The sequence below is a fragment of the Methylopila henanensis genome, from assembly GCF_042681025.1.
Lineage (GTDB): Bacteria > Pseudomonadota > Alphaproteobacteria > Rhizobiales > Methylopilaceae > Methylopila > Methylopila henanensis.
The window spans coordinates 228,456-249,335 of sequence record NZ_JBHUER010000004.1 but is presented as its reverse complement, the minus strand read 5'-3'; the positions used below and the strand labels follow the sequence as shown (position 1 = coordinate 249,335).

Sequence of the window (20,880 nt, the reverse complement as noted above, 5' to 3'; positions counted from 1 at the left end):
CTGGCGCTCAGGCGGCCCGCAGCGCCCGCTTCTCGCGCGCCTCGAGCCAGAACGACAGCAGCGCGATGGCCAGGCCGCCGACGGCGAGCAGCGCGCCGACCCATCCCGGCGAGGTCCAGCCGAGGCCGGCCGCCACCGCCACGCCGCCGAGCCATGCGCCGAGCGCGTTGGCGAGGTTGAAAGCGGAGTGGTTGAGCGCCGCCGCGAGCGTCTGCGCGTCGCCCGCGACGTCCATCAGCCGCGTCTGCAGCGCGGGCCCGATCGCGATGCAGGCCCCGATCAGGAACAGGTTGACGGCCGCGAGCCACACCGAGGACGACGTCACCACGAAAAGCGCGAGCACCGCGCCGTTCCACACCAGCGCGCCGAGTATGGCGGCCTTGAGCGCCCGGTCGGCGAAATAGCCGCCCGCGATGTTGCCCGCGATCATGCCGAGCCCCAGCACGCCGAGCATGAACGGCACCGCGCCGACGTTGAGGCCGGTCACTTCGGTCAGGGTCGGAGAAATGTAGCTGTAGACCGCGAACATACCGCCGAAGCCGATCGCCGCCACGCCGAGGGTCAGCCAGACCTGCGGCCTGAGGAACGCGCCGAGTTCGCGCCGGGCGCTCGCGCCGGCGGCCGCCGGAACCGCGGGAATGAACGCGCGGACCAGCCCCGCGGTCAGAAGCCCAAGGCCCGCGACCGCGATGAACGTCGCCCGCCAGCCGAACTCCTGTCCAAGCCAGGTCGCCGCCGGCACGCCGACGACGTTCGCGATCGACAGGCCGAGCAGGACGTTGCCGGCCGCCTGCGCGCGGCGGTTCGGCGGCACGAGCGAAGCGGCCACCAGCATGGCCACGCCGAAATAGGCGCCATGCGGGAGACCGGACAGAAAGCGCGCGGCGTTGAGCGACAGATAGCCTGGGGCGAGCGCGCTCGCGAGATTGGCGAGGGCGAACAGCAGCATCAGGCCGACCAGCAGCGCGCGCCGTGCCGTACGGGCGAACAGGATCGCAAGGACGGGCGCCCCGACCACGACGCCGAGCGCATAGGCGCTGATGGTGTGGCCGGCCGCGGGAATGGACACGCCGACGTCGCGCGCCACGCCGGGCAGCACGCCCATCGCGGCGAACTCGCCGGTGCCGAGCGCCAATCCTCCGACCGCAAGCGCGAACTGGCCTGCTGCAGCGCCGAAAGGGGCGGTCTCGGCCGGGCGCCCGGAGCCGGGCTCGACGAAGGCGTCCGCGCAGATATGGTTGGGGCTTGCCATAAGCGCCTCCAAGAAAAAAAGGCCGGCTTGCGCCGGCCCAAGTCTAGGGAGGAAACGCCCAAGGAGGGCTGCGCCCGACAACCGTCGGGCACATTGAGACGGTATCCCACCCGCGATCTTTATTGCAACGCAGCACGACGCATCGCTGGCATGCGTTTGCGCCGTCCGACATGTTGTCGCGGGATCATCGCAGCCGTCCGGCGAGGCCGGGCGACCCCGTGGAACGTCGGGAAGCCTAAAAAAAGCCGCCGGGGTCCGCCTGTTTTGGCGTCGATGGGCGTTTTAGCTCGAGGGCGCGGCGGTCCGGAGGGTTCAGACGTGGCAGGAAGCGAAGCACCGAAGGTCGATCCGCTCGCCGCGCGCATGGCGTCCGGCGGCGGAAGCGCCGCGCGGCCGATCGGCGCCGCCGCGTTCGTGGAGCGCGAGCGCCGTCGGCGCGAGCGCGGACACGGTCCTGCGCGCGCCTTGTTCGGAGCCGGAATCGTGGCGCTGGCCGTCGGAGGCTGGATCGCGTTCGCCTGGGCGCCCGCCCCGACCGCGGCGGGATCGGCCGAAACCGCGACGCCGCAGGCGGCCGCGCCTCGGGCGGAGCTCGACGAGGACGTCCGGCGGCTGTCGCGCGAGCGCGAAGCGCAGGCGGAGCAGATCGCCGAACAGGAGAAGCGCATCGCCGAGCTCGTGGAGCGGCGGAAGACGCTCGAGAAGCAGGTGGCGGACCTTGCTGCGCCGCTGGAGGACCACGAGGACGACCAGCGCGCGGAGGCCGCGGCGAGAGGCGACGCGCCGGCGGGCGAGAGGTCGAACGTCGCCGACGAGCCCGCGACTGGCATGACGTCGTCCGACACGCCGGAACGGTCCGGAGCGCCCCCGCCTGTGGAGGAAACCGCGACCGCGGAGCCGGGCGCCGAAACAATCGCGACCGCGGCGACGGGCCCGGTGCGGGTGTTCATTCATGTCCGCGCCGGCGATCCCACGGCCCGCGCCCGCGCCGACGCCATCGCGCGCGCCCTGCAGAACGACGGCGTCGAGGTCGCCGGCATCCGCGGCGTGCCGCACGCCGTGCGGCAGGACATGGTCCGCTTCTTCTACGACGACGACCAGATCGCGGTCGGGACGCTCGAACGCGCGATGCGCGGAGCGTCCGGTCGGAGCGCCGCGCCGCTGACGCAGGACTTCCGGAACCGCCGGATCGCTCCCCGGAAGGGAACGCTGGAAATATGGCTGTCATAGCCAGACGCATGAACGGGCGAGGCGTCGAAACGCCCCGCCCGTTCATGTTCAACTAAAGCATCAAGAAATGATGTCGTTCCGCCGCGATATCAGCGACGAAGCGCTTCCGTCCAAAACGCCATAGCCGTCATCCAAAATGCGATGGGCGTTCCAGAAAGAGGATGCATCACGCGAACTCCTGATAACGTTTCGATCCGAGGGCCTGATCGGCGTCTCGTCTCCTGTGTCGTCAAAACAACTCCCGTTCAACTCGGAAGTTCCGGTTTGCGACGAAAGCACGACGTCTCTCACGACGCATGATGACCGCCGCCCCACGGCCCGCTATGAAGCCTTAGATCGGCTATCGAGGAGGGTCGGATGATCTGGGAAATCGCGGAGATCGACGTGAAGCCGGGCTCGGAGGCGGCGTTCGAGGCCGCGGCGGCGGAAGCCGCGCCGCTGTTCAAGCGCTCGAAGGGCTGCCACGGCATGCAGATCCAGCGCTCGATCGAGAACCCCAGCCGCTACCGGCTGATCGTGGACTGGGAGACGGTCGAGGATCACACCGTCGGGTTCCGCGGTTCGGAGGAGTTTCAGGAGTGGCGCCGGCTGGTGGGGCCGCATTTCGCCGAACCGCCGCGCGTGGAGCACACCGAGAAGCTCGACCTCGGCTTCTGACGCCGCCTCAGGCGGCGCGCGCTTCGCTCAGGCGTTCGGCCAGCGCGGCGACGTTGCCGTCGAGGTTGCCAAGCGAATAGGCGAGGCTGAGCGCCGCCATGGCGCGGGCCGGATCGCGCCCCGCTTCGGGGCCAGCGACCCGCAACGCCTGGACCGCCTCGTCGAGCCGCCTGCGAATCTCGGGCGCGGGGCGCGGAACGGCGGCGTCCGGCCCCTTCGCCGCCGCCATGAGACGCTGCGACGCGTCGGCGAGCGCGGCCTCCGCGGCCGCCTTGACGTCGGGCATGTCGGCGCTCGCGATCGCCGAGCAGGCCCGCCCGATGGCTGCGCTGTCGTTGCGGACGCGCCAGAGCGCCCGCACCAGAGCGCCGCGCTGTTGGCCGAGCGCGCTCGACCCCGGCGCCTTGCGCGCATCGAGAACCGCGCGCTCGAAGGCCGAAAGCCGACGACGGATGCGGTCATGGGCGCCGAGCAGCTTGTGGGCGTCGTTCGGGTTCGACGCCCAGTTCATCAGGTCGCCGAGCAGTCCCGCGATCTCGCGGGCGATCTCCTCGGCCTCGCCGGTCAGTTCGTGGTGCAGCTTGGTCGGGAAGATCGCGAAGGTGACGGCGATGCCGATCACGCAGCCCAGCAGAATCTCGGCGATCCGCTCGTAAACGAGATCGAACGAGCCGCCGGGACTTGCCGTCGCGACGATGAGGATCGCCGCCGTGACGGGCGCGACCTTGAGCGCCGGACGGCCGGCGGCGAGAAAAGCGAGAGCGGCGACGCTGAGCGACAGCGCGAGCGACGTGGAGAGCACCGTCTGCGGATGCAGCAGCGCGACGGCTCCTCCGAAAAGGGCGCCCACCACCGTGCCGGCCGCCCGCTCCCGCGCGGCGACGATCGTGCCCGCCACGCTGCCCTGGACAACGAGCACCGCCGTGATCACGCTCCAGTAGCCTTGCGGCAGTTGGGCCAGAGTGGCGAGCACGAAGGCGAGGCCCGCCGCTACGGCCACCTTCAGCGCGAGGCGCATGTCGCGGGTTCGGCTTGCGAAGATCGACGGCGGCCGGATCATGACGGGGGCCTTCGCGGGAGCCGCCGGGCGGCTTCGAACGGGACTCGGGCGCATCGTGGCGGCGAAACCGCGGCCGAGGGTTGCGGAGCGACGCCGCTCGGCTCAAAACCACAGCGACTTTCGAGTTGAGAAGCTGTGTCACACGCCGAACACCAACGCGCCACCCGCCGGCTGGGTCCGGACGAGACCATTGAGGCTGGCAGGCTGCTCGCGGCGGGCCGCCTCGTGGCGTTTCCGACCGAGACCGTCTACGGCCTCGGCGCGGACGCCACGGATGGGCTCGCGATCGCGGCGCTTTACGCCGCCAAGGGACGCCCGTCGTTCAACCCCCTGATCGCACATGCGGCGTCGGCGGACGACGCCCTGAAGCTCGGCCTGTTCAACGCCAACGCGCGGCGGCTGGCGGAGGCGTTCTGGCCCGGACCGCTGACGATCGTGGTGCCGACGAGCCCGGATGGCTCCGTCAGCGACATCGCGCGGTCTGGATTGCCGTCGCTCGCGCTGCGGGTGCCGGACCACGCCCTCGCCCGCGCGGTGCTCGCCGCCGCCGGCCGGCCGATCGCCGCCCCGTCGGCCAATCTTTCGGGCCGCGTCAGCCCTACGACGGCGTCCCACGTTCTGGACGACCTCGACGGCCGGATCGACGCGGTCATCGACGGCGGGCCGACCGCCGTCGGCGTCGAATCCACCATCGTCGCGTGCCTCGGCGAGGAGGTCCGGCTGCTGCGGCCCGGCGGCCTGGCGCGCGACGCGATCGAGGCCGTGCTCGGAAGACCGCTTGTGACCGTGGAAGAGAACGAGCGCCCGATCGCGCCCGGCCTGCTGGCGTCGCATTACGCGCCAAACGCAGCGGTCAGGCTCGACGCCCGAAGCGTCGGCCCCGGCGAAGCCCTGCTGGCCTTCGGGCCGCTTCCGGGCGGCGCGGATCAGGCGGCCGCGATCGAGAACCTCAGCCCGTCGGGCGATCTCGCCGAAGCGGCCGCCCGGCTGTTCGCGGCGCTGCGCGCCCTCGACGCGAGCGGCGCGCCTACGATCGCCGTGGCCCCGATCCCGTCGACCGGTCTCGGTGAAGCTATCCGCGACCGGCTGGTCCGAGCCTCAGCGCCCAGAACCACGCCGTAGACAACAAGAAACGAGAGAGCCTTAGGAGAACGCGATGCCCGAGACCATGCCGCCCGACATCGCCGCGCGCTTCAGGACGCTGGTGGCGGAACGCGACCAGCTCGACGCCGAAGCCGCCGCGCCGAAGCTCGTGGAGCCGCGCGGGCTCTACCAGGGCCGCGCGGCCTTCGTGCTGACCCCGCGCAGCGTCGACGAGGTCGCGGCCATCGTCCGGCTTGCGCATGAGACGGGGACGATCGTGGTGCCCCAGGGCGGCAACACTGGCCTCGTCGGCGGACAGACGCCGGACGAGAGCGGCCGCGCCATCCTGCTCTCCACCGCCAGGCTCGACCGCATCCGCGAGGTCGACGCCGAAGGCAATCTGATGGTGGTCGAAGCCGGCGTCACACTGCAGCGCGCGCAGGAGGCGGCGGAGGCCGCAGGGCGGCTGTTCCCGCTCAGCCTCGGCTCGGAGGGCACCTGCACGATCGGCGGCAACATCGCGACCAACGCCGGCGGCACAGCGGTGCTCGCCTACGGCAACACCCGCGACCTCGTGCTCGGCGTCGAGGCGGTGCTGCCGGACGGGCGCGTCTGGAACGGCCTGCGGCGTCTCCGCAAGGACAACACCGGCTACGACCTGAAGCACCTCTTCATCGGATCCGAAGGCACGCTCGGGATCGTCACCGCCGCGGTGCTCAAGCTGTTCCCGGCGCCGCGGGAAACGGCGACGGCCTTCGTCGGCCTCTCGTCGCCCCAGGCGGCTCTCGCCCTGTTCCAGATCGCTCGCCACCACGCCGGTCCGGCGCTCACCGGCTGCGAGATCATGCCCCGCATCGGCATCGACTTCACGCTGCGCCACATGGCCGGCGCGCGCGACCCGCTCGAGGCGGTTCACCCCTGGTACATTCTGCTGGAATTGTCCTCGCCGCTCGCCATGGGCCTCGGCGAAACGCTGGAGGCGATCCTCGCGGAGGCGTTCGAGGCGGGCGTCGTCGACGACGCGGCGATCGCGGCGTCCGGCGAGCAGAGCGCGTCGTTCTGGCGGCTGCGGCTCGGCCTGTCGGAGGTGCAGGGGCACGAAGGCGGCTCGATCAAGCACGACGTCTCGGCGCCGGTCGCCCGCGTCGCCGCCTTCATCGAGGAAGCTACGGCGGCGGTCGAGGCCCATCTGCCGGGGGCGCGCGTGGTCGCCTTCGGGCACATCGGCGACGGCAACATCCACTTCAACGTCTCGCAGCCGATCGGCGCCGACAAGGCGCAGTACCTCGCCGGCTGGGACGCGATGAACCGCGTGGTGCATGCGGTCGTCGCCGCCCATGGCGGCTCGGTTGCGGCCGAACACGGCGTGGGACGCCTGAAGCGCGGCCTGCTGGAGGACGTCAAGTCGGACGTCGAGCTCGACCTCATGAGGGCCGTGAAGCGCGCGCTCGACCCCAAGGGCGTCTTCAATCCGGGAGTCGTGCTGGCGGAAACGCGCTCTTAACGGCGAAAGGCCACTATCGGGCGCGTTTGTGTACAGGAGTAGCCCGATGAGCCGTCTCGCCGGACGTATGATGATCGCGATCGTGCTTCAGCTGATCGTGACGGGAGGCGCGAAGGCCGGCTCGCTCCACGAAGGCGACTGCGCGCCGGCGCAGATCGTCACCGCGCCCTACAAGGAGCAGATCTGCTACGCCGGCGCGCATGGCTACGCGGCGTGCCGCTGGGTGAAGCGCGAATACGCCGTGCGCGTTCCGGCGGAATGCGTCCGCCCCGGCGAGATCGAGGACGCTTACAAGATCCGCTGGCGCGACCGGACCGGGGTCGCCGCCAAGGGCTAACGGCGCGTCAGATCAGGCGCGGCTGCGCCAGCTCCAGCGGCTCGGCGGGCTCCTGGACCGGCTCCTGAACCTGCGGATCGTCGTTGGACGTCTGGTTCACCCGCGCGCCGATCGCGACCATCTCGAAATCGCCGACCGGCGCCGGATGCAGACCGCGCAAGGCGAGGCTGCGCCCGTCGACGCGGGTGTCGAGCCAGGCGTCCCACGCCTCGGGCGGCAGCACCGCCGGCATACGCTCGTGGATCGCGGCGAGGTCCTGGTTCGCGGTTACGGTGACGATGGTCATCGACCGGAGCTGCGCGCCCTCTGGGCTCGTCCAGCTTTCCCAAAGCCCCGCGAACATGAAGGGCGCCCGGTCACGCCGCCGCACGAGGTAGGGCTGCTTGAAGCGGCCGACCGACCGCCACTCGTACCACCCGTCCGCCGGCGCGAGGCAGCGGCGGCGCTGCAGCGCGGAGCGGAACGCCGGCTTCTGCGCCAGCGTTTCGGCGCGCGCGTTGAACAGCAGCGGCGTCGAGCGCTCGTCGCTCGCATAGCCCGGCACCAGCCCCCATCGGTGCAGCGCGATGCGGCGCTCGCCATCTTCGATCAGCACCACGGCCGCAGGCTGCGTCGGCGCGATGTTGAAGCGCGGCGCGATGTCGGCGACCGCGACCGCGCCCAGCAGAGCCTCCAGCGCCTTCACGTCCGTCGTCTGGGCGTAGCGACCACACATACGAAATTTCCCCTACGTCACTGCGCGCCAAGGTTAACCGCCGCGAAAGCGGATGCCCATGATCATCGCAATCCGTCCACGTCGACCGTATCGCGACGCCCATCTTCCATGACAGCCGCGCCATTTCCATACGCCGCCGCGCCCGAAGGGCTCGCGCTTTCGCCGGACGCGCTCAAGGCCGCGAACGTCGATCCCGTCACGGGTCTCGCGACGGACTATCTCAACCATTTCAACGAAGTGGTGATGCTGCTCGACATGCTCGCGGACATGCCGGAGATGCGCGAGGACGTGCTCGCATGGGCGCCGGCGTCCTATCAGGAGCATTTCGAGCGTTCGGGCTTCAGCGGCCGGGCCGTCGCCATCGCCGCCTACGCCGCGGCTCCGCTTCCGATTCGGACGGCGTTCGAGAGAACCGTCGCGGCCATCGACGCCCGCCTCGTCGCGGCGCAGGAGGCGCTTGCGGATGCGGACGAAGCGGCCGTCGCCCTGATCGCGTCGGCGCGCGCGGCGGAGGTCCGGCCGCTGCTCGCCCGCGCCGACGCGCTGATCCACGGCGCGACCTACGAGGCCGCGCTTGCGGCCGGGCCGGCATGACCAGCTCCGACGACCGCCTTCACCCCACGCGTCCCCTGCTCGCAGCCAGCATCGCCTGCTTCCGCGACGGCAAGGTGCTGGTCGCCCGCCGCGGCAAACCGCCGTCGGACCGGCTGTGGTCGCTCCCCGGCGGCATGGTCGAACTCGGCGAGACGCTGGCGGCCGCCGCCCTGCGCGAGCTCGAGGAGGAAACCGGCGTGACGGCGGAGATCGTGGGACTCGCGGACGCCGTGGACGTGATCGCGCTCGACGGCTCCGGCGCCGTCGAGCGGCACGTGGCGGTGATCGCCTTCGCAGGGCGCTGGCGTTCGGGAGACGGCGAGATCGGACCCGAAGCCGCCGAGATCGCCTGGGTCGCGCCCGACGGGCTCGCCGCCATGGACACGACGCCCGGGCTCGCGGCAGTGGTCGCGCGCGCCGCCCGACTGGTTTCGTGAGGCCCGGCTTGCGCGCTCTCCGTCGGCGGGCGAAAATCGGCGGCATGTCGGCGGCGCGGCTCTGCTTTCTCCTCCTGGTCGCGCTCGCCGTTCCGGCCGCGGCGCAGCCCGCGGCCGACCGCAAGGCCCCGCCCCGCCCTGCCCAGGCGGAGCCCGCGCCTCCGCCTCCTCAACAGCCCCAGGCCGCGCCGCCCTATGAGCGGCAGTTGCTGCGGCTGTCCGAAATGCTCGGGGCGCTGCATCATCTCAGATCGGTGTGCTCGGCCACCGACGCCAACACCTGGCGCGACCGCATGGCGGCGCTGATCGAGGCCGAAGCTCCGGCGCCGGACCGCCGCGACCGGCTGGCGGGCGCCTTCAACGACAGCTACAGGGCCTGGGCTCGCAGCTACCGCGCGTGCACCCCCGCCGCGGAGTTGGCGGTCAGGCGCTTCCTGGACGAGACCTCGCAGCTCGTGGCCGACGTCAACGAGCGGTACGGACAGTAGGAATTTCGCTTAAACTGTCGCCGGGACATTAACCCTTTCTTCGAGAATCGACCGCATGCGGCGCGCGATTCCGCTAGTGTCCGTTCCGGGACAGGGAAGGACCCTTGATGGGACACGATGATTCGACGATGCATGAGGACGCGGTCGACGGCCGGCGCGCCGCTCTCGCCTATCTCGACGAGGCCTGGGAAGAGGCGCTGCTGGACGGCATAGCGCCGGACTGCGTCGCGCACGCCGCGCTGTTCGCGGCGCTCAAGGAGTTGGTGCTGGCCTTCGGCGAGGAGGCGACCGCGAGCTTCGTCGAGCGGCTGCCGGAGCGCATCCGCACGGGCGGCTACACGCTGCCGAGCCTGCCGCACTGACCCCGGCTCAGTAGCCGAGAGCCACTCCGAGAAGCACGATCAGGCCGAACAGGGCCAGCCCGCCGCCCGAGATCGCGTTGATCCGGCTGAGCCAGCGTTCGGCGATCCGTTCCCGCAGGCGGCTCGCGCCGGTGGACAGGGCGAGCCACCAAGCCGCGCTTCCGATCGCGACGCCGAGCGTCAGCAGCGCCGCGGTGCCGAAGTCGCCCGGCTTCTCGCCGATGCCGGCGAGGCCGCCGAAAATGGCGAAGAATCCCAGCAGCACGGCGGGATTGGTCACCGTCAGCGCAAACGAGGTGAACGCCGCCTTGAAGAGGGACAGCCGGGTGTCGTTGGCGGGCGCGGCCGCGCTGGAACGCGGCGCGTAAAGCAGCTTCACGCCGAAGGCGAGCAGGATGGCGCCGCCGAGCACCTTGATGACCGCCAGATGCCCCTCGACGAAGGTCGAGATCGCCGTCACGCCGAAGGCGGCCATGCCGGCGAACAGGACGTCCGCCACGAAGGCTCCCGCGCCGGCCGCCATCGCGGACGCAGCGCCGTTGCGCACCGCGCGATGTATGCACATGACGTTGACCGGCCCGACGGGAGCGTTGACCCCGATCCCGATCAGGATTCCCGTCGCGATCAGCGATACCTCGTCGATCACGCGGGGGTCTCCGTTCTGGCGCGAGGCGTTCCGTCGAATGCGGCGTCTTAGAACGCGGCGCCGATGCAGGGCAACATGGGGCCGAACCGCTAACGAACAACCAAACGCGAGCGCCGACAGCGCTTTTCCGGCTGGTCAATAGCCCCGGACGAGATCCACCACCGCCGGAATCGCGCCCGTCTCCCGGTAGGCGCGGACGTTCGCGGCGACGATCGCCGCCGCGCTGTCACGATCGGTCGGGCCCGACACATGCGGCAGCACCGTGACGCGGTCATGACCCCAGAGCGGGGATGACGCCGGCAGCGGCTCGATCTCGAACACGTCGAGCACCGCATGCGACAGCCGCCCCTGATCCAGCGCGGCGAGCAGATCGTCCACGACGACGATCGGGCCGCGCGCGAAGTTCACCAGCGCCGCCCCCGGCTTCATCGCCGAGAACCGTTCGGCGTTCATCAGGCCTCGGGTGTCCGTCGTCAGGGGCATGAGGCAGATGACGATGTCGGCGCCGGCGAGACACTCGTCCAGTCCGCGCTCTCCGGAGAACGTCTCGACGCCTGCGAGGGCCTTCGGCGAACGGCTCCAGCCGCGGACGACGAAGCCCGCCGCGCCGAGCCGGGCGGCGGCGGCCTGCCCAAGAGCGCCAAGCCCGAGCAGCGCGACCGTGACGCGCGACGGCGGACGATAGTCCAGCGGACGCCAGACGCCCTGGCGCTGCTGCGCGGCGTAGGCCGGCATGTCGCGCTGGAGATAATAGGTCCAGGCCAGCGCCGCCTCGGCCATGGTCCGAGCCATCTCCGGATCGACCAGCCGCACGATCGGCGGCGCGCCCGCTCCGAGTTCGGCGACGAGGCGCTCGACGCCGGCCCACAGGCTGTGCACCCAGCGCAGGCCCGTCAGCCCGGCGAGATCGGCGGGATCGGGATCGGCCACGATGGCGATCTCCACCGCAGCCCGGCGTTCCGGTTCGATCGCGCGGAGCGGGACGACGCTCTCGCTGGCCAGCGCCTTCGACAGCGTCGCGAGCCAGGACTCTTCCGCCGCGGCGTCGAGCCGTGTCAGCAGGGCGATCGGGGCTGGGCTCAACGGACGGACACGATGTCGAGGGCGAGCGCGGCGCAGTCGCGGCCGGCGGCGTTCGGATCAGAGATGAGACGATCGGGTCGGTTCAGCGAACGCATACGGGCCTCTCGGGAAGCCCCGACTTCCTAGACGAAAGTCGTCTTGGTCGCCAGTTCGGCGCTCAGACCGTGACGCTCCAGGCGAACTCGGCGCTTTCGCCGGGCGGCAGCAGGACGACGCCGGGTTTCTCGGCGAAATCGCCGTCCCAGCCGACCGGACTCGCCATGCCGCGCCAGGGCTCGATGCACAGAAACGGAGCGCCGGACGGCTTCGACCACACGCCGAGATCGCGGTAGCCGCGCCACGCGACAATGATCTGGCGCAAGGCGGCGCCGTCCGCCCCCAGCGCCACGTAGCGCACGGAGCGGCTCGCCACATTGGGCAGGACGAGCGCGTCGGCGGCGAACAGCTCCGGGCTCAACGGCAGGGTCTCGCCGTCGAACGGCAGCGGGGCGTCGGGACCGAGCAGCCCGCCGTCGATCGCGCGGGCCGTCCCGGTCTCGCGCGTCTCGAAAATGAGCGCGTGGCTCTCCTTGGCGGCTCCGTCCACGAGCGGCCAGCGGAAGGCCGGATGCGCGCCGACGCAGAAGGGCAGCGTGGTCTCGCCGGGGTTCGAGACGCGCGCGGTCTGCGTCACGGTCGCGCCTTCGACCGCGTAGGCGAGGTCGAGCACGAAGCCGAAGGGATAGATGGCGCGGGTTTTGGCGTCGTCGGTCAGCCGCAGCGTCATGCGGTCCGCCGCGCGCTCGATCCAGGCGAAGGTCCGGTCGCGCGCGAAGCCGTGCTGGGTCATGCGGCGGGCGGCGCCTCCGCTCCGGAGCGTATCGCCGGCCAGCTTGCCGACGATGGGGAACAGCACGGGCGCGCGCCGCGGCCATTCCGGGCCCGCCTGCCACAGCAGCTCCACGCCGGCCGCGTCCCGGATGCTGGCGAGCTCGGCGCCCGCGGCGGACACGACCACCTCGACGGCGTCGGTCGCGATCCTGTGGACGTCGCTCAAAGCCCGCCCCTTCTCACGCCGCAGCGGCGGACAGGCCGCCGGCGCGCGCGATGAAGTCCACGATCGCGTCGAGGCCCTCGCCGGTCTTCATGTTGGCGAACACGAACGGACGGCCCCTCCGCTGCGCGGTCGCGTCGCGGTCCATCACCTCGAGGCTCGCGCCGACGTAAGGCGCGAGATCGATCTTGTTGATCACCAGCAGGTCCGAGCGCGTGACGCCGGGACCGCCCTTGCGGGGGATCTTGTCGCCCGCCGAGACGTCGATGACGTAGATCGTCAGGTCCGCGAGCTCCGGCGAGAAGGTCGCGGCGAGGTTGTCGCCGCCGCTCTCCACCAGCACGAGCTCGAGATCGGGAAAGCGCGACGTCAGGTCGTCGATCGCCGCGAGATTGATCGAGGCGTCCTCGCGGATCGCGGTGTGCGGGCAGCCGCCGGTCTCGACGCCGAGGATGCGGTCGGGCTCCAGCGCGCCCGAGCGGGTCAGGAACTCCGCGTCCTCCTTGGTGTAGATGTCGTTGGTGATGGCGGCGAGCCGCACCCGGTCGCGCAAGCGCTTGCAAAGCGCGTCCATCAGGGCGGTCTTGCCGGAGCCGACCGGCCCGCCGACGCCGACGCGAAGCGGGCCATGGGGCGATAGGGTCATGTTCGGAACAGCCTCGTGCGTTGGGTTTCGTGGCGCATGGACGCGATGTCCGATCGGAGCGCGGCGCCCGACAGCCGCTCGAGCGCCGTGGCCTCGCCGCGCGTGACGGCGCCAAGCGTCGCCTGCTCGAGCGCGGCGATCGCGCGGAGCCCGTCGGTCTGGCCGAGCGGAACGAGCCGCACCGCGGCGGAGACCAGATTGGCGACGCCGGCGGTGAGAAAGGCGGCCAGCGCCGGCCGGCGCGGCAGGCCATGGCCCGCGGCCGCGACGGCGACCGCGACGGGGTAGGCGACCGGCCCGCTCCAGCAGGCGCCGAGCCGGTCGACGGCGGCGCAGGGCGCGGTGGCCCGGATCGCCGCGAGAAACGCCCCGCCCTGGCCGAAGCTCTCGGTCCGCCGCTCCCGCGACGGCTGGAACGCCGCCGCAAGCTCCGCGACCTCGCGCAGGGCGTCGTCATCCTGCTCTTCGGCCGCGTCGTGGGCGCGCGCGAACAGAACGGCGTCGGAGCCGAGCCCGCCCATCTCCAGCAGCGCGTCGATCCAGTCCACGAGCGCGGCGCGATCGGAGACGTCGCCCTGCTCGATCGCCCATTCCAACCCGTGGCTGTAGGAGAACGCGCCGACGGGAAAGGCCGGCGACAGCCACGTCATGAGCTTGAGCAGCGCGGCGTCGTCCGCAGCGCCGGTCGTTCGGTCGAGCATCAGCCGTGGCCGTGCGCGTGATAGGCGCCGCGCTCCGGCGCGAACGGCCTTTCGACCTCGCGCACGGCGCCGCCGAGGCCCCGCACCATCTCGGCGAGAACGTGGTCCGGCTCGATCAGGATGGCGTCTTCGCCGATCTCGGCCGGCGTGTGCCGGTTTCCGATGTGCCAAGCGAGGCGCGCGAGGCGCAGCCGGCTGCCTGCCGTGATCTCCATCAGGCGCTGAGGCGCCGCCCGCACGAGCACCAGCCGGCCGTCCTCCAGCCGCAGGGCGTCTCCGTCCTGGATGTCGGCCGGGCGTTCGAGATCGAGCAGCACGTCGAGCCCGCCCTCGCAGGCCAGCGCCAGACGACGGCGCTGGCGGCCGTCGTGATCGAGCGTGACGCTGTCGACGGTCTGGTCGGGACGCACGGCGGCGCGGCGGAGGACGGAGACGGCGCGGATCATGGAACGGCGGCATGCGGATTGCGGGAGGCCGGAACTATGGGCGGCGGGCGCGCGCCTGTCCACGCGCGCCGCAGCCGCGATGACGGGCGCCTGCCTTGCGAGGCGCCCAAGCGATAGGCGCCGGCGCAGATCCACGGTCCGGCGCGCGCCGCAGGCTCAGCTTGCGACGCGCTGGCATGGCGCTTGCTCCCAGCGTGGCGTGCAGAGCGTCTAGGGTTCCGGCCGCACAGGCGGCGCTGGTCCAAGAGACGCACTTTCCGCTGCCTCTCATGCGGAAAGACACGGCGGGGCAAAATCCCGGGAGGTCACTGCACGGGTTCGTCGCCGCGGACCGACCTCCGATTCCGTGCGCGCGAACTCCTTGACGACGACACCGGCCGCCCCGGCCGACCGACCGAGGAGTGCTCATGCTGCGCAGTCTTATCGCCGCTCTCGCCCTGTCCGCCGCCGCGCTCGTCGCGCCGGCCGAAGCGGCGCCCAAGAAGAACTTCGAGATCGCCTGGACGATCTATGTCGGCTGGATGCCCTGGCCCTACGCTGCCGACGCCGGCATCGTGAAGAAATGGGCCGACAAGTACGGCATCGACATCAAGGTCACGCAGATCAACGACTACGTGGAGTCGATCAATCAGTACACCGCCGGCAAGTTCGACGGCGTGACGCTGACCAACATGGACGCGCTCACCATCCCGGCCGCGGGCGGCGTCGACACCACGGCGCTGATCGTCGGCGACTTCTCGAACGGCAACGACGGCATCGTCTCCAAATCGGCTAAGTCCGTCGCCGACCTCAAGGGCGAGAGCATCAACCTCGTCGAGCTGTCGGTCTCGCACTACCTCCTCGCCCGCGCGCTCGAAGGCGCCGGCCTCGCGGAGAAGGACATTAAGGTCGTCAACACCTCCGACGCCGACATGGTCGCGGCCTTCAAGGCGCCCGACACCAAGACGGTCGTCACCTGGAATCCGCTGCTCGCGGAAGTGAAGACCGAGCCAGGCTCGACCGCGCTGTTCGACAGCTCCAAGATTCCGGGCGAGATCATCGACCTGCTCGGCGTCAACACCGAGACGCTCAAGGACAATCCGGACTTCGGCAAGGCGCTCGCCGGCATCTGGTACGAGACGCTGGCGCTGGTCGTAGATCCGGGCGAGAAGGGCAAGGAGGCGCGCGCGGCGATGGGCAAGCAGTCCGGCACCGACCTTGCGGGCTTCGACGCCCAGCTCGCGGCGACCAAGCTGTTCGCAAAGCCCGCCGAGGCCGTCGCCTTCGTCGAGAGCGCCGATATCGTCAAGACCATGGACCTGGTGCGCACGTTCTCGTTCGACCACGGCCTTCTGGGCGACGGCGCCAAGTCGAAGGACGCCGTCGGCATCGGCTTCGCCGGCGGAAAGACGCTGGGCGACGCGGCGAACGTGAAGCTGCGGTTCGACCCGACCTTCATGAAGCTCGCGGCGGACGGCAAGCTTTGATGCGCCGCCGGCACGCTGCCGGCGCATCGTAGCGGCGTCCTCCCGGATCGGACTCGGACCGATCCGGGATCGTCGTCCGCACAGGGCGCGGTTCGCGCGCCTTCTCCTGAAAAACCATCTTGGCTCTTCGCTGCGCTTCGGCCGGGATGACGATGGCTGCACGAGGTAGTTTCATGCGTCGCGCAATGAACGTCCGGCCCGCCGCCGGCGCCCGGATTCTGCTTGCGATCATCCCCTTTCTGCTGATCGCGGTCGTCTACGTGCTCGGCTCCGCCGAACGTCGCGCCGCGAATCCGAACGACAAGCTGCTGCCGCCCGTGTCCGAAATGGTCCAGACGACGACGCGGATGGCGACGGAGCCCGACCGGCGCACCGGCGAGATCACCATGGTTGCGGACACCGTCTCGAGCCTGCAGCGGCTAGCGCTCGGTCTCGGGATCGCCACCCTGACCGGGCTGACGCTCGGCGTCGCGCTCGGCATCCTGCCCGCGTTCAACGCCGCCGGCGGCTCGCTGGTCGCAGTCATCTCCATGGTGCCGCCCATGGCGATCCTGCCGATCCTGTTCATCATCTTCGGGCTCGGCGAGCTGTCCAAGGTCGCGCTGATCGTGATCGGGGTCGCGCCCCCGATCGTGCGCGACATCGCGATGACGGTTCAGGCGATCCCGGTCGAGCAACTTGTCAAAGCCCAGACGCTTGGCGCCTCCACCTGGCAGACGGTTCTGCGCGTCGCCCTGCCCCAGGCGCTACCGCGGCTGATCGAGGTGGTCCGGCTCCAGATCGGCCCGGCCTTCCTGTTCCTGATCGCGGCGGAGGCGATCGCGGCCGACAGCGGCCTCGGCTACCGCATCTTCCTCGTGCGGCGCTATCTCGCGATGGACGTCATCCTACCCTACGTGGCGTGGATCACTCTGCTGGCCTTTCTCATGGACTGGGCGCTCGCGAAACTCGCCCGTTCCGCCTTCCCCTGGGCCTATGCGGGAGAGCGGCGATGAGCGCGATCTCGGTCCGAAACGTTTGGGTCGAGTTCGGCGACCAAGTCGTCATCGAGAACCTGAACCTCGAGATCGCCTCCGGCTCGTTCGTATCTGTGGTCGGACCGTCCGGCTGCGGCAAGAGCACCTTCCTGCGCATGGTTCTGGGCCAGGATCGGCCGACCCGCGGCGCGCTGCTGCTCGACGGGCGACCGCTGCGCGACGAGCCCGACGCCGACCGCGGCGTCGTGTTCCAGCGCTATTCGGTGTTCCCGCACATGACGGTGCTCGCCAACGTCGTCGCGGGCTACGAATTCGCGCAGTCGCCGCTGCTCGGCAAGCTGTTCGGGCGCGCCAAACGGCAGGCCGTCGAGAAGGCGGAGGAGCTGATCGAGGCCGTCGGCCTCGCCGCCCACCGCCACAAATACCCGCTGGCGCTTTCGGGCGGCATGCAGCAGCGGCTCGCGATCGCGCAGGCGCTCGCCAAGGACCCGAAGATCCTGCTGCTCGACGAGCCGTTCGGCGCGCTCGACCCGGGCACCCGCGCGCAGATGCACGCCCTGCTGAAGCCGCTCTGGGCGCGCCTCGGCATGACGGTCATCATGGTCACGCACGACCTGCGCGAGGCGTTCGGGCTCGGCACCCGGGTGGTGGCCTTCGACAAGGTGCGGCACGATCCGCAGGCGCCGGGGCGTTTCGGCGCGCGCGTCACCTACGATCTCGAGCTCACCCGCGAGGGGCCGGTGCCGGTGCTCGGCTTCCAGAAGCCGCCGCCGCAGCCTCTCGTCGCAGCGGATTAATCTCCCGGGCTTGATCCGGGCGCGGTAGCATCCCGCCCGGACCCCAACCGAATCCCGGCCAGTCCCGCCGTTCAAGGAGACGCATATGCGCAGCCACCTCCTTCGCCTCGCCGTCGCGACCGCGGCGACGCTCGCTCCCGCCCTCGCCTTCGCGCATGCCGGCGCCGGCGCGCTTGGAGGCTTCGCCCACGGCTTCGAGCACCCGCTCGGCGGTCTCGACCATGTGCTGGCGATGGTCATGGTCGGCGTGTTCGCCTACCAGCTCGGCGGCCGCGCGGTCTGGGCCGTGCCCGCGACCTTCGTGCTGATGATGGCGGGCGGCGGCGCGCTTGGCGCGGCCGGGTTCGACATGCCCTTCGTCGAGACCGGCATAGCGCTCTCGATCGTCGTGCTCGGCGCGGTCGTGGCGTTCGGCGTCCGGGCCCCGGTCGCGGCCGCCATGGGCCTCGTGGGCCTGTTCGCCATCTTCCACGGCTACGCCCACGGCGCCGAGATGCCGGCGTCGGCCGGCGCCGCCGCCTATGCGGCGGGCTTCATGCTGGCCACCGCGCTGCTGCACGCGGCCGGCGCCGGCTTCGGCTTCGCGATCGGCCGGATCGCCGAGCGCCGTGGCGATCTCGTGACCCGCGCCGCCGGCGGGGCGGCCGCGCTCACGGGCGTCGCGATCCTCGTCGGCGCGGTCTGACCGAACGCCGTATCCCGGACGGCGCGAAGGCGCCGAGCCGGGATACGGCCGGCGGATCACACCGCGACGCGGCGGCGGAGCTCTTCTTCGGAAATCTCGGACTTCGGCCCGTGGAGCACGATCTCGCCGCGCTCCATCACCGCGATCTCGTCGGCGAGTTCATGGGCGAACTCGACATACTGCTCGACCAGCAGGATCGCCATGTCGCCGCGCGACCGCAGCAGGTTGATGGCGCGGCCGATGTCCTTGATGATCGACGGCTGGATGCCCTCGGTCGGCTCGTCGAGGATCAGCAGCTTCGGCCGCGTCGTCAGCGCCCGACCGATCGCGAGCTGCTGCTGCTGGCCGCCCGACAGGTCGCCGCCGCGCCGGCCGAGCATCGACTTCAGCACCGGGAACAGGTCGAAGATCTCGCTCGGGACGGTACGGTCCTTGCGCTTCAGCGGCGCGAACCCGGTCTCGAGATTCTCCTTCACGGTCAGCAGCGGGAAGATCTCGCGCCCCTGCGGCACGAAGGCGACGCCGCGGCGCGCCCGCTCGTGCGGCGCGAGCCGGTCGATCGCCTCGCCGTTCAGCGTGATCGAGCCGGCCTTGATCGGCCGGACGCCAGCGACCGCCCGCATCAGCGACGTCTTGCCGACGCCGTTGCGGCCGAGCACGCAGGTGACCTTGCCGAGGGCCGCGGTGAGGGAGACCTTCTTCAGCGCCTGCGCCGCGCCGTAATAGAGGTCGAGATCGGATACGGTGAGAGCGCTCATCGGCCCAGGTAAACCTCGATCACGCGTTCGTTCGACGAGACATGGTCGAGGCTGCCCTCGGCCAGCACCGAGCCCTCGTGCAGCACGGTGACCTTCACGCCGAGATCGCGCACGAAGATCATGTCGTGCTCGACGACGACGACGGAGCGGGTTTCCGCAATCTCCCGCAGCAGCACGGCGGTGTCGGCGGTCTCGGCGTCGGTCATGCCGGCGGCGGGCTCGTCGACCAGCAGCAGCTTCGGCTCCTGCGCCAGCAGCATGCCGATCTCGAGCCACTGCTTCTGGCCGTGGCTGAGGTCGCCGGCCCGGCGGTGGCGCGCGTTCTTGAGCCGCACCCGCTCGAGGATCTCGTCGATCCGCTCCTGCACCTGCGGCGTGCGGCGCGAGAACAGCTTGGCGAACGGCCCCTTGTCGGCCTTGAGCGCCAGCTCGACGTTGGTCTCGACGTCGTGGTTCTCGATCACCGTGGGCGTCTGGAACTTGCGGCCGATGCCGAGGCCCGCGATCGTGGCCTCGTCGAGCTTGGTGAGATCGTGGACGCCGCCGTCGAACAGCGCCGTGCCGACGGTCGGCCGCGTCTTGCCGGTGATGACGTCCATCATCGTGGTCTTGCCGGCGCCGTTCGGACCGATGATCGCCCGCATCTCCTTCTCGCCGATGGTGAGCGAGAGGCTGTTCAACGCGCGGAAGCCGTCGAACACCACCGAGACGTCGTTGAGATAGAGCAGCTCCGGCGAGATCTTCTGGTCCATCGGCCTCACTCCGCCGGTTTCGCGACGGCGCGGCGTCGGGCCGTCCACGCCTTGACGCTGTCCATGGAGCCGATGAGCCCCATGATGCCCTTGGGCAGGAACAGCGTGACGACCACGAACAGGCCGCCGAGCGCGAACAGCCAGAGCTCCGGAAAGGCGCCCGTCAGCCAGGTCTTGGCGAAATTGACGAGAACGGCGCCGAGGGCCGCGCCCACCAGCGTGCCGCGGCCGCCGACCGCGACCCAGATCACCGCCTCGATCGAGTTCGCAGGCGAGAACTCGCCGGGATTGATGATGCCGACCTGCGGCACGTAGAGCGCGCCGGCGACGCCCGCCATCATGGCCGAGATGACCCAGACCACGAGCTTGTAGTTCTCGACCTTGTAGCCGAGGAACCGGGTGCGGCTCTCCTGGTCGCGGACGGCGACGAGAACCTTGCCGAAGTTCGAGGTCACGATGTAGCGGCAGAGCAGGTAGCCGAGCCCGAGCGCGAGCGCGGAGAGCGCGAACAGGCTGGCGCGCATTCCCTGCGTCTGCAGTGGAATGCCGAAAATATCCTTGAAATCGGTCAGGCCGTTATTGCCGCCCATGATCATGTCGTTGCGGAAGAACGCGAGCAGCAGCGCGAAGGTCAGGGCCTGGGTGATGATCGACAGATAGACGCCCGTGACGCGCGAGCGGAACGCGAACCAGCCGAAGACGAAGGCGAGCGCGCCGGGGACGAGCAGAACCATCAGCGCGGCGTAGGGGAAGAAATCGAAGCCCCACCACCAGACCGGAAGCTCCTTGAGATTGAGGAACACCATGAAGTCCGGCAGCTCGGGATTGGCGTAGACGCCGCGCGGGCCGATCTCGCGCATCAGATGCATGCCGATGGCGTAGCCGCCGAGCGCGAAGAACGCGCCGTGGCCAAGCGAGAGGATGCCGCAATAGCCCCAGACCAGGTCGACGGCGAGCGCCAGCAGCGCGTAGGTCAGGTACTTTCCGAGCAGCGGAACGAGGTAGTTCGGGATGTGAAACGGGTTATCCGCGGGCAACAGCAGGTTAAGTCCGGGGACAATGACCACCGCCGCCACCAGCACGGCGAGGAACACATAGCCCTTGAAGTCGATCAGGCGCGTCGACGTCATGCGCGGGCTCCGCGAACGGCGGCGCGGAGGCCGGGGATCGG

The 20,880-nt window shown here is 70.6% G+C and carries 25 protein-coding genes and 1 riboswitch; of the genes, 13 read left to right on the top strand and 12 right to left on the bottom strand.

Going from position 1 to position 20,880, the window contains the following annotated elements; genetic code table 11:
* Positions 1–7: 7 nt before the first annotated feature.
* Positions 8–1,252 (bottom strand): MFS transporter, encoded by a 1,245-nt coding sequence (locus tag ACFSCV_RS07485; protein WP_378798502.1) that lies wholly within the window; start codon positions 1,250–1,252, stop codon positions 8–10.
* A gap of 318 nt (positions 1,253–1,570) precedes the next feature.
* On the opposite strand from ACFSCV_RS07485, the gene ACFSCV_RS07480 reads away from it, so the two are divergent.
* Complete coding sequence (locus ACFSCV_RS07480) at positions 1,571–2,482, top strand: hypothetical protein (RefSeq protein WP_378798500.1); 912 nt, start codon at positions 1,571–1,573, stop codon at positions 2,480–2,482.
* A gap of 357 nt (positions 2,483–2,839) precedes the next feature.
* Entirely contained in the window at positions 2,840–3,139 is a 300-nt protein-coding gene (locus ACFSCV_RS07475; RefSeq protein ID WP_378798498.1) for an antibiotic biosynthesis monooxygenase family protein, read from the top strand.
* A 7-nt stretch (positions 3,140–3,146) separates the two neighbouring features.
* On the opposite strand, the gene ACFSCV_RS07470 is transcribed toward ACFSCV_RS07475, so the two are convergent.
* Entirely contained in the window at positions 3,147–4,199 is a 1,053-nt protein-coding gene (locus ACFSCV_RS07470; RefSeq protein ID WP_378798496.1) for an FUSC family protein, read from the bottom strand.
* A 135-nt stretch (positions 4,200–4,334) separates the two neighbouring features.
* Between ACFSCV_RS07470 and ACFSCV_RS07465 the strand changes: the two genes are divergently transcribed.
* From ACFSCV_RS07465 to ACFSCV_RS07455, 3 genes are read left to right on the top strand one after another with little or no spacing between them, the layout of a single operon-like run.
* A complete protein-coding gene (locus tag ACFSCV_RS07465; RefSeq protein ID WP_378798494.1) occupies positions 4,335–5,321 on the top strand; it encodes an L-threonylcarbamoyladenylate synthase in 987 nt (328 codons plus the stop codon).
* A 34-nt stretch (positions 5,322–5,355) separates the two neighbouring features.
* On the top strand, positions 5,356–6,786 hold the full coding sequence (locus ACFSCV_RS07460) for an FAD-binding oxidoreductase (RefSeq protein WP_378798492.1): 1,431 nt from the start codon (positions 5,356–5,358) through the stop codon (positions 6,784–6,786).
* A 46-nt stretch (positions 6,787–6,832) separates the two neighbouring features.
* Positions 6,833–7,123 carry a hypothetical protein gene (locus ACFSCV_RS07455; protein WP_378798490.1) on the top strand — a complete coding sequence of 97 codons (291 nt, stop codon included), beginning with the start codon at positions 6,833–6,835 and terminating at the stop codon, positions 7,121–7,123.
* Between the two features lie 7 nt (positions 7,124–7,130).
* Here the strand turns inward: ACFSCV_RS07455 and ACFSCV_RS07450 are convergent, their stop codons facing one another.
* A complete protein-coding gene (locus ACFSCV_RS07450; RefSeq protein ID WP_378798488.1) occupies positions 7,131–7,838 on the bottom strand; it encodes an SOS response-associated peptidase in 708 nt (235 codons plus the stop codon).
* 108 nt (positions 7,839–7,946) lie between these two features.
* Between ACFSCV_RS07450 and ACFSCV_RS07445 the strand changes: the two genes are divergently transcribed.
* The 4 genes from ACFSCV_RS07445 (at position 7,947) to ACFSCV_RS07430 (ending at position 9,719) form a co-directional block, all read left to right on the top strand.
* Positions 7,947–8,432, top strand: a complete 486-nt coding sequence (locus ACFSCV_RS07445; RefSeq protein WP_378798486.1) for a hypothetical protein — start codon at positions 7,947–7,949, stop codon at positions 8,430–8,432.
* Complete coding sequence (locus ACFSCV_RS07440) at positions 8,429–8,869, top strand: NUDIX hydrolase (RefSeq protein WP_378798484.1); 441 nt, start codon at positions 8,429–8,431, stop codon at positions 8,867–8,869. Before ACFSCV_RS07445 ends, ACFSCV_RS07440 begins: the two co-directional genes overlap by 4 nt.
* A gap of 8 nt (positions 8,870–8,877) precedes the next feature.
* Positions 8,878–9,357, top strand: coding sequence for a TIGR02301 family protein (locus ACFSCV_RS07435; protein ID WP_378798482.1), 480 nt, complete (start codon positions 8,878–8,880; stop codon positions 9,355–9,357).
* Between the two features lie 107 nt (positions 9,358–9,464).
* On the top strand, positions 9,465–9,719 hold the full coding sequence (locus ACFSCV_RS07430; protein ID WP_271200303.1) for a hypothetical protein: 255 nt from the start codon (positions 9,465–9,467) through the stop codon (positions 9,717–9,719).
* A gap of 7 nt (positions 9,720–9,726) precedes the next feature.
* Here ACFSCV_RS07430 and ACFSCV_RS07425 read toward each other — a convergent pair whose 3' ends face one another.
* The 6 genes from ACFSCV_RS07425 to ACFSCV_RS07400 form a co-directional block, all read right to left on the bottom strand.
* The gene (locus ACFSCV_RS07425; RefSeq protein ID WP_378798480.1) at positions 9,727–10,365 is read right to left on the bottom strand and encodes a LysE family transporter; all 639 of its coding nucleotides are present in this window, start codon (positions 10,363–10,365) and stop codon (positions 9,727–9,729) included.
* Between the two features lie 135 nt (positions 10,366–10,500).
* Positions 10,501–11,448 carry a 2-hydroxyacid dehydrogenase gene (locus tag ACFSCV_RS07420; RefSeq protein ID WP_378798478.1) on the bottom strand — a complete coding sequence of 316 codons (948 nt, stop codon included), beginning with the start codon at positions 11,446–11,448 and terminating at the stop codon, positions 10,501–10,503.
* Between the two features lie 157 nt (positions 11,449–11,605).
* On the bottom strand, positions 11,606–12,484 hold the full coding sequence (locus tag ACFSCV_RS07415; RefSeq protein WP_378798476.1) for an aldose 1-epimerase family protein: 879 nt from the start codon (positions 12,482–12,484) through the stop codon (positions 11,606–11,608).
* A 13-nt stretch (positions 12,485–12,497) separates the two neighbouring features.
* On the bottom strand, positions 12,498–13,127 hold the full coding sequence (gene ureG, locus ACFSCV_RS07410; RefSeq protein WP_378798474.1) for an urease accessory protein UreG: 630 nt from the start codon (positions 13,125–13,127) through the stop codon (positions 12,498–12,500).
* Positions 13,124–13,828, bottom strand: coding sequence for an urease accessory protein UreF (locus ACFSCV_RS07405; RefSeq protein WP_378798472.1), 705 nt, complete (start codon positions 13,826–13,828; stop codon positions 13,124–13,126). The genes ureG and ACFSCV_RS07405 overlap by 4 nt, the downstream gene beginning before the upstream one ends.
* Complete coding sequence (locus tag ACFSCV_RS07400; RefSeq protein WP_378798470.1) at positions 13,828–14,274, bottom strand: urease accessory protein UreE; 447 nt, start codon at positions 14,272–14,274, stop codon at positions 13,828–13,830. Before ACFSCV_RS07400 ends, ACFSCV_RS07405 begins: the two co-directional genes overlap by 1 nt.
* A 199-nt stretch (positions 14,275–14,473) precedes the next feature.
* Positions 14,474–14,580: riboswitch (guanidine-I (ykkC/yxkD leader) on the top strand.
* Positions 14,581–14,681: 101 nt separating this feature from the next.
* On the opposite strand from ACFSCV_RS07400, the gene ACFSCV_RS07395 reads away from it, so the two are divergent.
* From ACFSCV_RS07395 to ACFSCV_RS07380, 4 genes are all read left to right on the top strand, one after another.
* Positions 14,682–15,740, top strand: coding sequence for a putative urea ABC transporter substrate-binding protein (locus tag ACFSCV_RS07395; protein WP_378798469.1), 1,059 nt, complete (start codon positions 14,682–14,684; stop codon positions 15,738–15,740).
* A 173-nt stretch (positions 15,741–15,913) separates the two neighbouring features.
* Positions 15,914–16,735, top strand: a complete 822-nt coding sequence (locus tag ACFSCV_RS07390) for an ABC transporter permease (RefSeq protein ID WP_378798467.1) — start codon at positions 15,914–15,916, stop codon at positions 16,733–16,735.
* Positions 16,732–17,514 (top strand): ABC transporter ATP-binding protein, encoded by a 783-nt coding sequence (locus ACFSCV_RS07385; RefSeq protein ID WP_378798465.1) that lies wholly within the window; start codon positions 16,732–16,734, stop codon positions 17,512–17,514. Before ACFSCV_RS07390 ends, ACFSCV_RS07385 begins: the two co-directional genes overlap by 4 nt.
* 85 nt (positions 17,515–17,599) lie before the next feature.
* On the top strand, positions 17,600–18,199 hold the full coding sequence (locus ACFSCV_RS07380) for a HupE/UreJ family protein (protein ID WP_378798463.1): 600 nt from the start codon (positions 17,600–17,602) through the stop codon (positions 18,197–18,199).
* A 56-nt stretch (positions 18,200–18,255) separates the two neighbouring features.
* On the opposite strand, the gene urtE is transcribed toward ACFSCV_RS07380, so the two are convergent.
* From urtE to urtC, 3 genes are read right to left on the bottom strand one after another with little or no spacing between them, the layout of a single operon-like run.
* A complete protein-coding gene (gene urtE / locus ACFSCV_RS07375) occupies positions 18,256–18,957 on the bottom strand; it encodes an urea ABC transporter ATP-binding subunit UrtE (RefSeq protein WP_378798461.1) in 702 nt (233 codons plus the stop codon).
* Positions 18,954–19,709, bottom strand: coding sequence for an urea ABC transporter ATP-binding protein UrtD (gene urtD / locus ACFSCV_RS07370; protein ID WP_378798459.1), 756 nt, complete (start codon positions 19,707–19,709; stop codon positions 18,954–18,956). Before urtD ends, urtE begins: the two co-directional genes overlap by 4 nt.
* Positions 19,710–19,714: 5 nt before the next feature.
* Positions 19,715–20,839, bottom strand: a complete 1,125-nt coding sequence (urtC, locus tag ACFSCV_RS07365) for an urea ABC transporter permease subunit UrtC (RefSeq protein ID WP_378798457.1) — start codon at positions 20,837–20,839, stop codon at positions 19,715–19,717.
* Positions 20,840–20,880: the final 41 nt, after the last annotated feature.